Source organism: Yersinia sp. 2541 StPb PI (genome assembly GCF_052217145.1).
Classification (GTDB): domain Bacteria; phylum Pseudomonadota; class Gammaproteobacteria; order Enterobacterales; family Enterobacteriaceae; genus Yersinia; species Yersinia enterocolitica_E.
The window spans coordinates 1883911-1897621 of sequence record NZ_JAZGQB010000001.1; the positions used below are offsets into that span (position 1 = coordinate 1883911).

Consider the following 13711-nt stretch of genomic DNA (forward strand, 5'->3'; position numbering starts at 1 on the left):
AGGGGAGGCGAAAGCCTCCCTTTTTTTGTTGGAAAAACGTTACTGTGGTTCTAACCATGTCGTCTGGAAATCAAACCAACCAAGGTTATTCAGATGTGCGCCCTGAGCCTGCGGTGGGGCTTTCAGGCGCATCCAGTGATGGAATAATGGCTGTAACCAGCCGTCAGCTATAACCTCTCTGACTAATTGCTCGGTACTGAGGGACTGGTTACGCCAGTTGTGCAGGTATGTCTGCAAACGCATCTCATCACCACCTACAATAGATTGGCGCAATAGCGGCATACCCAGTAACCATGCCCCGATATTCCACTCTTCTGGAACTGCAAAATTCACCGTCCCCAGCCACAAATCAACATCGGCATCGCCCTTGGCCCAGGTGGCGTAATCAAGCTCTGATACCACTAGCCTAATCCCCTGTGCCGCCAAAATATGCGACATTTCCGTAACCAGCATCGTATATTCTGGGTGTTGGGCATGATAGGCCAAGGTTAACACCGGGCTGTCATCAGCCATTGTCGTCGCGGCGAAAGGAGAACTTTTATCTCCTGAATGCATTGAGTGGAACCATGTCGGTAAAACACTGCTGGCGGGTACCCAGAACGGGCGAATTGGTTCAATCAACCGTTGGGCAACGTTATATGGATTGAGTACCTCTCGCAGCCAACGGCGTTGCTCTATGTGGTGCCAATGGGGTGAGCGGCTGTCACATAACAGAAAATATCCACCCCGTTCCAAAAACATCTCTTGGGTTGAATCTGAAGGTTTACCCGTCAGGCTGGCAGCGAATCCAGCGACATAATCAATATCACTGATACTGGAGCTTAGCCACGTTGCACTCTGAATATGATCAATACTCAGTTGCTCAGCGAGTACAGTTGGCGTTTGCGTATGCTGACGGGCCAGATCAGGGAAGATAAGGACTTCAACTTCATCCAGCAGGCCACGAAAACCAAAATAGTGGTCAAAGGATTTTATCTGCAAATGCCAATCATCATTTTCGGCGACCCGATAAGGGCCGGTGCCTACCGGATGAGACGCAAAATCGGGTCGTGAGGCGTGGTCGCTCGGCAAAATCAGTGCTGCGTGGTGAGTCAGCAATAGCGCAAGCTGCGGGTCGGGTTGATTCAGCTCGATAATGACACTCAGTGGCCCATATGCGCTGACGTATTGAATATGTGAAAATAGCGGCAAGTCAGTACAACGCATCAATGAGTTGACCACATCATAGCTGGAAAGCTCGCGACCATCATGAAACTGTACGCCAGGGCGTAAGTAAAAGCGCCAGTGTAATGGGTCCAACATGCGCCATTGATGGGCTAAATCGGTGGCAACTTGGCCGTTTTCCTCATTTATCCGCGTCAGGCCATTAAAGATCTGCCGAACTAAATGTAATTCAGATCGGCGCAGTGGGGTTCCAGGATAAAGGTTAGCCATGGCGCGGTAGTAGGGAATTCGCAAGGCTTGATAGTCATCACGTATCCGGTACCCCAACTTGGTTCGGAGCAACGGGGTAATAAGCTGCTTATCTTCTCCCAGTAGCGCAATGGCCTCGTTGAAATCGCCTGAATCCAATAACTGTTCCGCTTTTTCAATCAATAGTTGATGAGTGTTCCGCAATAGTTGTAAATGTGAACGGCGACCACGGCCAGCTTCTGACTGCCATATTAACCAGCCAGCCTGTTGCATTTTAACCAGCAATGTCCGCATATGGCGCTTAGTGCAGCTAAGCTTGTCGGCTAATTCTTGCAGTGTAATCGTAACCTGTTGCACCCCAACCACGCCCAATAAGCGTAAATATTGTTGCTCAAGACGTCGACTGACCATAAAAGAGGATCTCTATTGAATGAATCTTAGCAGTTTTTAATATCACCTTTTTAGCCGATAATTTTTAGTACAGCAAGGGCTTATCGCCCACCGTCCTTCGGTATGAAAAGCTTGTACGGGCAGGGCGTAATGACTATTTAAGGTGAGAAGATGACCCGGTATTTAAATAAAGACACCCAAGTGTGTATTTCTCTGGCGGCCAGGCCCAGTAACTTTGGTACCCGTTTTCACAACTTTTTGTACGATGCCTTAGACCTCGATTATCTGTATAAGGCTTTTACCACCACTGATCTTGTTGCCGCCATCGGTGGTGTGCGGGCGCTGGGATTTCGTGGTTGTGCCATCTCAATGCCCTTTAAAGAGACGGTGATTCCGCTGGTGGATGAGATGGACCCATCAGCTAAAGCCATTAACTCAGTAAATACTCTGGTCAATACCGCAGGCTACCTTAAGGCGTACAACACCGACTATATCGCCATCGCCATGTTGCTTGCGACATATCAGGTGTCATCAAAGCAGGTTTTTGCTTTACGTGGCAGTGGTGGCATGGCAAAAGCAGTGGCTTTTGCATTAAAAAATGCAGGTTTTAAGCAGGGTTATATCATTGCGACAAATGAAGTGACAGGTAAGCAGTTAGCGGATCAATCAGGTTATATTTATCGCCCTGATATGCAGGATGTTCGGGCTAATGTGTTGATTAATGCTACGCCGGTGGGGATGTCGGGGGGGAAGGATGCCGATGCTCTGGCATTTACTCAGGGTGAAATAGATAGTGCGGATATCATTTTTGATGTGGTGGCACTGCCGGCAGTCACCCCACTTATCCGTTACGCCAAAGCACAGCAGAAAACCGTTATTACTGGCGCAGAAGTATTTGCTATTCAGGCGGTTGAGCAATTTGTGCTGTATACGGGGATTCGCCCAGAGCCCGCTTTGTTTGAAAAAGCGGCGGCTTATGCCAGAGGCTGATTATTGAGGTTGAAATCAATAGAATTTGTCGCTCATACTACGCATTCTCCGTTTTATAATGATAAAGGAAATGCGTAATGGCCGAAGAAACGATTTTCAGCAAAATTATCCGCCGTGAAATTCCTGCCGACGTGGTCTACCAGGATGAGCTGGTGACGGCGTTTCGTGATATTGCCCCACAGGCACCCACCCATATCTTAATCATTCCCAACATTCTTATTCCAACTGTGAATGATGTCACGGCAGAACATGAAGCCACACTGGGTCGTATGATTACCGTGGCGGCTAAACTTGCACAACAAGAAGGCATTGCCGAAGAGGGTTATCGCCTGATCATCAACTGCAACCAACATGCCGGGCAAGTGGTCTATCATATTCATATGCACCTGGTTGGTGGTCGCTATCTGGGTTCATTGTTGTCACATAAATAATGATGCTGCATCAATAGCGGCATAATGATTGAGTCTAAATGAGGTAAGCCTATGCGCCGTGTTAAGGCGTTTTTATTACCGGTGATGGTGTCGGCGTGTATCGCGACATTATTGGGGTGCAGCAACCCGAAAGGGATTGCAGTAAATAAACAGCAAACCGTGGTAATGGATTCGTCGGTTCTGACGGCAGGTATTTTGGCTTCTCAACCCACAGTATCACTCTCTTCTGGCAATAATGTTGCGCGTTCAGTTATCACGAATAGCCAGAATAAGCCGGTAAGAATCAACTACCGTTTTTATTGGTATGATACCCAGGGCTTAGATGTGCCGCCGCTGGAAGCGCCGCGTTTTATGATGATAGCACCAGGGGACGATGTCACTATTCAGTCAGTTAATAATAATTTTAATGCGCGCAGTGCACGCCTTCATTTATTTTTATAACCGATTGATTTTCACCATTGGAGTAGGGCAATGAAAAGGTATTTATTTGTGGTTTTAGCAGCGCTAGTGCTGACCGGTTGTCCGTCCCGGACGCCTGTCGCACCAACGACACCGCCCGTCACCATTGAACCGGTAACCCCCCCTGTCGTTGAGACACCTCCGCCGGTAGACACCGTGCCGCAGCCACCGAAAGTGCAATCTATCGATTGGGCTATCAGTGTCGAGCCGTTGGTGGCGAAAATGGTGAATAACAACGAAGTGGAGAATGGCAGCATTCTGCTATTGGATAGCGTTAAAAACAACACCAATGGTGCATTGCAAACGGCGAAAGCCACCGCCGCATTACATCAAGTGCTAGCGTCGAATAAAAAGTTTGTCTTGATCTCGCCGCAACAATTAGCCGTTGCTAAGCAAACGCTGGGGCTTTCGGAAGAAGATAGCCTGGGGTCGCGCAGCAAAGCGATTGGTTTGGCCCGCTATGTCGGCGCTCAATATGTGCTGTACAGCGATGTGAGTGGTGATGTGAAGTCGCCAACCATTGAAATGCAATTGATGCAGGCGCAATCAGGCGAAATCATTTGGTCAGGTAATGGCCCGGTTCAGCGCTGATCCCTCTCTGTATGCATTCATTGACAGCATAAATCCGGCGATGAAAATCGCCGATTATCACTTTAGTCCGGTCGCGGGGCTAACCGGTGAAAGCTGGCGTATTACAGCACCCAATATTGACTGGTTGGCACGTCAACAATCACTAGCCAAACGTCAGTTGGGGGTGAACCGGCGGCGGGAACGAAAACTGTTACGACACGTGGCCAATCAGCATTTCTCACCGGCCATTATTGCCGCCGATCAGTACTGGTTAGTGGTTAATTGGCTTGAAGGTGACGTTGTCACTAATGAGCAATTTATTGAATTATCAGATAATGGGGAGTTGCCACAGTTATTGGCCCGTCTGCATCATCTGCCCATCAGCGGCTACCGTTTCGACTTGCGCCGTCAGTTAACCCGCTATGGGCAATTGATTGACTCAACGCGCCGCTCACCTGCCTGGTTGCGCCGCCAACATGACTTTCTGCGCCGCCCGCTACCGCAGCCTATTAAGTTGGCGCCGTTGCATATGGATGTCCATCCCGGCAATGTGTTAATGACCCCAACCGGGCTGAAACTGATTGATTGGGAATATGCTGCCGATGGGGATATCGCATTGGATATTGCGGCGCTGTTTCGCGGCAATAACTGGTTATTGCCACAACAACATGCCTTTTTACAGCACTACTGCGCGAGTGAGCAGGGATACCCTGACATCAAACGCTTATCACAGCAGATACAGCGCTGGTTACCGTGGATTGATTACCTGATGCTGATGTGGTTTGAGGTGCGCTGGCAGCAAACGGGTGATGAGACATTTTTACAATGGGCGTCGCCACTGCGCCAGCGGTTTAATTTATCGTTTTAATTCGTAGCGTTACCCAAAGAAATTGGCGTAGCAGCCAGGCAAATCAACCCCCTGTGGCGGCCCCGTCCGAGGGGTATTTTATTGAATGAAGTGAGGTTGTTGTGGGACCAGTAATGTTAGACGTCGCCAGCTATGAGCTGGATGCTGAAGAGCGTGAGATTTTAAAACACCCACTGGTGGGCGGTCTGATTTTGTTCAGCCGTAACTTTCATGATGCGGAGCAGTTGCGTGAGCTAGTTCGTCAAATCAGGGCGGCCTCTCGTGAGCGTCTGGTGGTGGCCGTTGACCAGGAAGGGGGCCGGGTGCAGCGTTTTCGTGATGGCTTTACTCGCCTGCCTGCGGCCCAGTCGTTTGCCGCTATTAATGATGCAGCTACGGCAGCTAAGCTGGCGCAAGAGGCCGGTTGGCTGATGGCGGCAGAGATGATAGCGATGGATATCGATATCAGTTTTGCGCCAGTACTGGATATCGGCCATGTTAGCGCCGCTATTGGTGAGCGCTCTTTCCACAGCGAGCCACAACAGGCTCTGGCAATGGCGGAATGCTTTATCCGAGGAATGCATAGTGCCGGGATGAAGACCACCGGTAAGCATTTCCCCGGTCATGGTGCGGTCACCGCCGATTCCCATAAGGAGACGCCACATGATAATCGACCACTGGCAGAAATCCGTACTCATGATATGGTTATATTTCGCGAGTTGATCGAGCGGCGACTGCTGGATGCCATCATGCCTGCTCACGTGATTTATACTGAAGCTGATGCGCGCCCGGCCAGCGGCTCGGCGTATTGGCTCCAGCAGATATTGCGTCAGGAATTAGGTTTTGATGGCATTATCTTCTCAGATGATTTATCGATGGAAGGTGCTGCGATAATGGGCAGTTACGCCGAGCGCGGGCAGGCTTCGCTGGATGCCGGTTGCGATATGATTTTGGTGTGTAATAACCGCCAGGGTGCCATCAGCGTGCTAGATAACCTGTCTCCGGTCAAAGCGGATCAGGTTGCGCGCTTGTATCATTCTGGGCAGTTTGAGCGTCAATCATTGATGGGGTCATCACGCTGGCAACAGGCGAATAAGGCATTAACTGCACTCAGCGCACGTTGGGATGCACATAAGAGCCAATTGAAATAAGTTATATACTCTAAATAATTCGAGTTGCAGCGGCCTCAACGAGGTGAGGCTCACGGATGGGCCGAGTAGTTGAGTGTAGCTAACGCACATGCAGCTTGACGTATGACAAGTATAAGTCGCGAGGATAAATATGATTGTCTATTTACATGGTTTTGATTCCAATAGCCCCGGTAATCACGAGAAAGTCCTGCAACTGCAATTTATCGATCCAGATGTGCGTTTTATCAGTTACAGCACCTTGCATCCTCGACATGATATGCAGCATTTACTGAAAGAAGTGGATAAAGCCATTCAGCAGGGCGGTGATGTCAAACCACTGATTTGTGGTGTTGGTTTAGGCGGGTTTTGGGCCGAGCGCATTGGTTTCCTGTGCGGTATTCGACAGGTTGCTTTCAACCCGAATCTGTATCCGCAGGACAATATGGGCGGTAAAATCGACCGCCCAGAAGAGTATGTTGATATCGCCAGCAAGTGTATTAATGACTTTCGCGAGAAAAATCGCGATCGTTGCCTGGTGGTGTTGTCTCGTCATGATGAAATGCTTGATAGCCAGCGAACTGCGGGTGACCTACATCCTTATTATGAAATTGTTTGGGACGAGAAACAAAACCACAAGTTTAAGGATCTTTCACCCCACCTTCAGCGCATTAAAGCCTTTAAAACTCTTGGCTAGCGTAAAGTGACTGCTGAGCCTAAAACTGTCGGTTTGTTAAAGATTGGTTAATTGTAAAGCTTATAACGTTCTGCTAACCGGTTTGGGGAAGGGAGTTTAAATCCTTTATCCAGGCCGTTTTGTTGCTTAAAAACGGCAAAATAAGATTTTTCCTCGCTGCAAATAGAAAAATTCTAAACTGTGACTAAACGCTAACTATTTGAATCCTATTCCAGAAAGATTCCCTATGCTGCCACTTTAATCAAAAAAAGTTGATATATATCAATTTTGGTATGACCAAATAACCCTGCATGATATTCTGGCTACAGATTATTGATTTAGCATCAGCGAACCCTATGTTATCTAAGGATATTATTCTTTTACCCTTAGCTAACAATTGGTTCACATTTAGGGGGTCATTTTGACAACGCCGAAGAAGAAAATCGTTATTATTGGTGGTGGTGCCGGCGGTCTTGAGCTGGCGACGAGTCTGGGCCATAAGCTGGGCCGCAGCAAGAAAGCGGACATCGTTCTGGTTGATCGCAATCACAGTCATCTGTGGAAACCACTGTTACACGAAGTAGCCACTGGTTCTCTTGATGATGGCGTCGATGCATTGAGCTACCTGGCTCATGCGCGTAACCATCACTTTAACTTCCAGTTAGGTTCCTTAACTGACATTAACCGTGAAACCAAAACACTCAGTTTGGCTGAGATTTGCGATGAACACGGTGATGTGCTGGTGACCCAACGTGAATTGACCTATGACATTCTGGTCATGGCCTTAGGCAGTACCTCTAACGATTTTGGTACGCCAGGCGTAAAAGAGAACTGCATTTTCCTTGATAACCCGCATCAGGCACACCGTTTCCATAATGAAATGCTGAACCTGTTCCTGAAATATTCAGCGCAACCGGGTGAAAAAGGGAAAGTTAACATTGCGATCGTCGGTGGGGGGGCTACCGGTGTGGAACTCTCTGCGGAACTGCACAATGCGGTGAAACAACTGCATAGCTACGGTTTTGAGGGCTTGGACAATCAAGCACTGAATGTGACGCTGGTGGAAGCTGGCGAGCGGATTCTACCCGCATTACCCCCGCGCATTTCAGCGGCCGCGCATCAGGAATTGATTAAACTCGGCGTGCGCGTGCTGACCAAAACCATGGTGACCAGTGCGGACGAAAAAGGTCTGAACACCAAAGAGGGTGAGTTCATTAACGCTGACCTGATGGTGTGGGCGGCGGGGATCAAAGCACCGGACTTTATGAAAGATATCGCTGGGCTGGAAACCAACCGTATTAATCAGTTAGTGGTGGAACCAACGCTGCAAACGACGCGTGATGCGAATATCTTTGCTATTGGTGACTGTGCTTCTTGCCCGCAGGCAAGTGGCGGTTTTGTTCCCCCGCGCGCGCAGTCGGCTCACCAGATGGCCAGCCGTTGCTACAGCAATATTCTGGCGTTGCTTAATGAGCAACCGTTGAAGCCGTATATCTATAAAGACCACGGTTCACTGGTTTCTCTGTCGAAGTTCAGCACTGTGGGTAGCCTAATGGGCAACCTGATGCGCGGTTCAATGATGGTCGAAGGGCGTGTTGCTCGTGTGGTGTATATCTCACTGTATCGTATGCACCAGGTGGCATTACATGGTTATACCAAGACTGGCCTGATGATGCTGGTGGGTGGGATTAATCGGGTTATTCGCCCGCGCTTGAAGTTGCACTAATCGTCTTCTCACTTAAACAAACCGCTGCCGTTAGTCAAAGGTGGCGGTTTTTGTTTGCTCAATCTCAGGCACTTAACGTTAAAAATGTTCGCCCGTAATGTGAAATTTGCAGCATAAAATTTCGCGGTCGCAAATACCCACAGTCGGATTCCTCCTAAACATATTCATTTACACCTATTATCTGGGTTTTTAGTCCATTTGTCTTATTGCTAGCTCAAACGACTTTGTGCAGACTCCATGGTGTTTACAGACGGCGAGTCACGCACGCCGTATTCCGCTAATCAGAGACAGCCTTTGGTGTCGGAAACTGTCAGATTTTCTGTTTTTACGCTGGAATTCTGGGGCAGAAGATGCGTGGTAACACTTTCAGGAGGATTTCCTGTGAACAAATCAATGTTAGCAGGCGTGGGTATCGGTATTGCGGCCGCTCTGGGAATTGCCGCAGTTGCGAGTATGAATGTTTTCTCTGGCGCGCCGCAATATGCACAAGTTATTGCGGCGACACCGATTAAAGAAACGGTCAAAACGCCTCGGCAGGAATGTCGTAATGTCACGGTTACTCACCGTAAACCCGTACAAGACGAGAATCAGATTGCGGGCTCAGTGTTGGGTGCGGTTGCTGGTGGGGTTCTGGGACATCAGGTAGGGGGCGGGCGAGGGAAGGATATCGCTACTGTTGCCGGTGCGTTGGCTGGCGGATATGCCGGTAACCGCGTGCAAAGTAATATGCAGGAAGGTGATACCTATACCACCACTCAACAGCGTTGCCAGACTGTCTATGACAAGTCACAAAAAATGCTGGGATATGACGTAACCTACAAAATTGGTGATCAGCAGGGAAAAATTCGTATGGATCGTGATCCAGGTACGCAGATCCCGATCGATAAAAATGGTCAACTAATACTGAACGACCGAGCATAATACAAAATCTGTTGTCCAAGACCTGGTACCAAGAACCCGCGATTTAGTGCTAATTCTGATCGTTTAAACAGAACATGTTTTTGCCGCAAACCCGGCAAAAAATTTAAGCGAGTGGCATTAGCATTAACGCGGGTCTCTCATTGCTGAGAAACCCGCATTAACTCGCTGATTAACCTACCCGATGCTGCGCAAAGGCGGCCAACAACTCACTGATAAATTTCAGTCGCTGTGAACGATCAGTTAAATCTTGCATAAACTTCAGCTTGGTTGGCCCTTCCAGGCGGTATATCTGTGGCTGGCGCTGTAATAGCCCAATCAGATAGACAGGATCGACTTTGTTCTTATCACTAAATTCAATAAAGCCACCGCGCTCATTACCTTCAATTCGTTTGATGCCCAATTTTTGTGCCTGCTGGCGTAACTCTGCGGTGTGCAACAGATAACGTGCTGGGTCGGGCAGTTTGCCAAAACGATCGATTAACTCCACTTTTAGTTCATCAAGTTCCGTCTCATTGCGGGCACTGGCGATACGCTTATAGAATGAAAGTCGAACATTCACATCTGGAATGAAATCTTCTGGCAGCAGCACCGGCATGCGCAATTCAATTTCAGTCTGATTGCTGGTCAAATCTTCCAGAGATGGCTCTCTGCCTTCTTTCAAAGCATCAACCGCGCTTTCCAGCAGCTCCATATAGAGTGAGAAGCCAATGGTGGTCATCTGGCCGCTTTGGTCTTCACCTAACAGTTCACCCGCGCCGCGAATCTCCAGATCATGGGTTGCCAGCGCAAAGCCGGCACCAAGATCTTCCAGTGAGGCAATCGCTTCCAGCCGCTTTTTAGCGTCCGTGGTCATCGCTTTCGGATTCGGCGTCAGTAGGTAAGCATAAGCTTGATGATGTGAACGCCCAACCCGGCCGCGCAATTGGTGTAGCTGCGCCAGGCCAAAGTGATCCGCACGCTCGATGATAATGGTATTGGCGCTAGGAATATCAATACCTGTTTCGATAATGGTGGTACAGACCAAAACGTTGAAGCGCTGATGATGGAAATCATTCATCACCCGCTCCAAATCCCGTTCACGCATCTGGCCGTGACCGATAGCGATACGCGCCTCAGGAACCAGCTCCGCCAGACGTTGTGTGGCTTTCTCAATATTTTCCACGTCGTTGTACAGGTAATAAACTTGCCCACCGCGCAGAACCTCACGCAGGATGGCTTCGCGAATAACCAGGCTGTCGTACTCCCGTACAAAGGTTTTCACTGCCAGGCGCCGCGCCGGTGGGGTGGCAATAATCGACAAGTCGCGCATGCCGCTCATCGCCATATTCAAGGTACGCGGAATCGGTGTGGCTGTTAGGGTCAGAATATCCACATCGGCACGCATCGCTTTGATCCGCTCTTTATGACGAACACCGAAGCGATGCTCTTCATCGACAATCAGCAGGCCGAGATCTTGCCAGCGCAGGTCACTTTGCAGCAACTTATGGGTGCCGATAATGATATCGACTTTACCTTCAGCGGCTTGCTCCAGAATCACTTGCTGCTCTTTGGCACTGCGGAAACGGGACATCATTTCTATCCTGACCGGCCAAGTGGCGAAGCGATCACGGAAGTTATCGAAATGCTGTTGGGCAAGTAGTGTAGTGGGGACCAATACGGCTACTTGCTTATTATTGGCAACTGCGAGGAACGCAGCACGCATTGCCACTTCGGTTTTACCGAAACCAACATCGCCACATACCAGGCGATCCATCGCCAGCGGCCGACACATATCGCTGAGAACCGCATTAATGGCCTGTTCCTGATCTGGCGTGGTTTCAAACGGGAAGCTTTGGCAAAATAACTGGTATTGCTCGCGGTCATGTTTGAATTTAAAACCAGACTTGGCGGCGCGCTGGGCATAGATATCCAGCAGTTCGGCTGCCACGTCTCGCACTTTCTCGGCCGCTTTTTGTCGTGCCCGACCCCAGGCTTCTCCGCCCAGTTTATGCAGTGGCGCATTTTCATCAGCACCGCCGGAATAACGGCTAATCAGATGCAAAGATGAGACTGGCACATACAACTTATCTTCACCGGCGTAGGTCAGTATCAGGTATTCAGCTTTGATGCCGCCAGCTTCGAGCGTGGTTAAGCCCAGATAGCGGCCGACACCATGTTCCAGATGAACCACTGGCTGACCGGGGCGCAGCTCGGCCAGATTGCGGATTAGGGTATCGGTATTGATGGTACGCCGATTATCCTGCCGACGGCGGCTGACGCGCTCGCCAAGTAGGTCACTTTCACAAATCAGCGCTAATTGTTTATCGGTATCGAGGAAGCCGCGTTCACTGGCGCCGATCATCAGATAATGACCGGGAGCCGCCGCTTGTGGTAACGCTGTAATCAGGCTCGGACTGATTTTTATCCGGGCCAACAGGTCTTGTAGCGTTTCTCGTCGGCCTTCGCTTTCGACTGAAAACACGATGCTGCCACTGAATGTTTCGATAAAGCGGCGCAGGTTATCCAGTGGCGCTTTTTGCTGTGCTTGCACAGCCACATCAGGCAGGGGCTGATAGTGCAAATTGGTATTGGCAGCTTTAGTCGGCAGTGGGTCTGTCTTGAACTGCAGCCGAGGCCACTTTTTTAGCTCAGTGAACAGCGAATCAACCCGTAACCAGAGCGTATCGGGTGCCAGCAATGGGCGCATTGGGTCAACACGGCGGCTTTCAAAGCGCTGATTCACATCTAGCCAGAAACGCTCAGCAGAACCTTCCAGATCGCCGGTATTTACCAATAAGGTATTTTCAGGTAAATAACTGAACAGTGAGGGCAACGGTTGGCTAAAGAACAAGGGTTGCCAATATTCGATACCCGCAGGCCAGATGCCTTTACTCACTTGCTGATAGATGTGTTCAGCGTCGCGGCGAACTTCAAATTGTTCACGCCATTGGCTACGGAATAACTCGATTGCGGTTTTGTCTATCGGAAATTCATGCGCAGGCAGGAGGTTTATCTGTTCAACTTCAGACAGCGTGCGCTGCGAATCAACATCAAACACGCGCAGACTGTCAATGTCATCATCAAAGAAATCAATTCGATACGGCTCTTCACTGCCCATCGGATACAAATCAAGCAATGCCCCACGGGTCGCAAACTCACCATGTTCCATTACCTGATCAACACTGCGGTATCCTGCCTGCTCAAGTTGCGCCCGCAGCTTATCGCGCGACAGATGCTGGCCTTTTTTCATCACCAGCGCATGGCCGTGCAGGAATTCATGTGGGCATACGCGCTGCATCAGGGTATTAATCGGGAGAATAATAACACCGCGCTCCATTGCGGGCAGATGATACAAACATGAAAGGCGCGCTGAAATAATATCCTGATGCGGCGAGAAACTGTCGTAAGGCAGTGTTTCCCAATCGGATAGGGTGCTTACTGGGCGGAGTGAGAATTGTTGCACCTCATCACGCAAGCGCAGGGCCGTTTGCATGTCAGGGGTAATTAACATTACCGGGCCATCATGGCGCTCAATGATTTCCGCACATTCCACCGCGCAGGCTGAGCCAGTCAACTGACCTAATTGACGGGTATCACCAGGCCGCTGCGGCAATGAATAACGATATTGTTGGGACATAAGCAGTTAAACAGTCTCTTAGTTTGTATACCCGCCGCCCTTCAAGAGGCAGAGGTGTTGGCTGTCCTTGCTCACCCCAATCACTTAGTTATCTAAGCGCTTGAGTATTAATGAGCCTTCACCCTATGGGCTAGCATAAATGATATCAAAATCAGTTGCTTACCGACTTTTTACTTGGGTGCTGCCTACCGGCATGACCAAGTAACAGGGATAGCGTTAACCCATGTTGCCGTTCAGCAGGACAGTATCAGCACAACAGATGACAAATTATCTCGGCGGCTATCCTAGCACGTGAGGGGGCATAGCCACAGACTGGCACCCTGATTTGGAATAAAAGCCAGAGATATATCCAATAGATCTCAAGGTGCAGGAAGGCGGCAAGCGAGAAAATCCCGATGAGCTTACTAAAGTAAGTGATTCGGGTAAACGAGCGCGGCCAACACACCTGTAACTTGAAATATGAAGGATATAGGCGGTTAATGGTTCCATAAAGGCGTAGTACCCTTTATTATCCTCGATCACTTTGCTTTAGCAACAGGATCTAA

At 49.4% G+C, this 13711-nt stretch carries 11 protein-coding genes; 9 read left to right on the plus strand and 2 right to left on the minus strand.

From position 1 onward, the window contains the following. Positions 1–39 precede the first annotated feature (39 nt). Complete coding sequence (locus tag V1953_RS08265) at positions 40–1824, minus strand: SgrR family transcriptional regulator (protein WP_442850826.1); 1785 nt, start codon at positions 1822–1824, stop codon at positions 40–42. A gap of 150 nt (positions 1825–1974) precedes the next feature. Here V1953_RS08265 and V1953_RS08270 point away from each other — a divergent pair, with 150 nt between their 5' ends. From V1953_RS08270 to V1953_RS08310, 9 genes are all read left to right on the plus strand, one after another. Next, positions 1975–2793: a shikimate 5-dehydrogenase gene (locus V1953_RS08270; RefSeq protein ID WP_083158530.1), complete on the plus strand. Its 819-nt coding sequence runs from the start codon at positions 1975–1977 to the stop codon at positions 2791–2793. Between the two features lie 77 nt (positions 2794–2870). After that, positions 2871–3224: a purine nucleoside phosphoramidase gene (hinT, locus tag V1953_RS08275; RefSeq protein ID WP_083158531.1), complete on the plus strand. Its 354-nt coding sequence runs from the start codon at positions 2871–2873 to the stop codon at positions 3222–3224. Between the two features lie 51 nt (positions 3225–3275). After that, a complete protein-coding gene (locus V1953_RS08280; protein WP_083158532.1) occupies positions 3276–3665 on the plus strand; it encodes a YcfL family protein in 390 nt (129 codons plus the stop codon). Between the two features lie 30 nt (positions 3666–3695). Next, a complete protein-coding gene (lpoB, locus tag V1953_RS08285) occupies positions 3696–4274 on the plus strand; it encodes a penicillin-binding protein activator LpoB (protein WP_442850827.1) in 579 nt (192 codons plus the stop codon). A 40-nt stretch (positions 4275–4314) separates the two neighbouring features. After that, positions 4315–5121, plus strand: a complete 807-nt coding sequence (thiK, locus tag V1953_RS08290) for a thiamine kinase (RefSeq protein ID WP_420072956.1) — start codon at positions 4315–4317, stop codon at positions 5119–5121. Between the two features lie 113 nt (positions 5122–5234). Continuing rightward, positions 5235–6251 (plus strand): beta-N-acetylhexosaminidase, encoded by a 1017-nt coding sequence (gene nagZ, locus V1953_RS08295; RefSeq protein ID WP_193784640.1) that lies wholly within the window; start codon positions 5235–5237, stop codon positions 6249–6251. A gap of 130 nt (positions 6252–6381) precedes the next feature. Beyond that, entirely contained in the window at positions 6382–6924 is a 543-nt protein-coding gene (ycfP, locus tag V1953_RS08300) for an alpha/beta hydrolase YcfP (RefSeq protein ID WP_083158536.1), read from the plus strand. Positions 6925–7324: 400 nt separating this feature from the next. Beyond that, positions 7325–8629 (plus strand): NAD(P)/FAD-dependent oxidoreductase, encoded by a 1305-nt coding sequence (locus V1953_RS08305; RefSeq protein WP_083158537.1) that lies wholly within the window; start codon positions 7325–7327, stop codon positions 8627–8629. A 381-nt stretch (positions 8630–9010) separates the two neighbouring features. Continuing rightward, positions 9011–9550 (plus strand): glycine zipper 2TM domain-containing protein, encoded by a 540-nt coding sequence (locus V1953_RS08310; protein WP_005183154.1) that lies wholly within the window; start codon positions 9011–9013, stop codon positions 9548–9550. Positions 9551–9719: 169 nt separating this feature from the next. Here the strand turns inward: V1953_RS08310 and mfd are convergent, their stop codons facing one another. After that, positions 9720–13166, minus strand: a complete 3447-nt coding sequence (gene mfd, locus V1953_RS08315; protein WP_372569285.1) for a transcription-repair coupling factor — start codon at positions 13164–13166, stop codon at positions 9720–9722. Positions 13167–13711 lie beyond the last annotated feature (545 nt).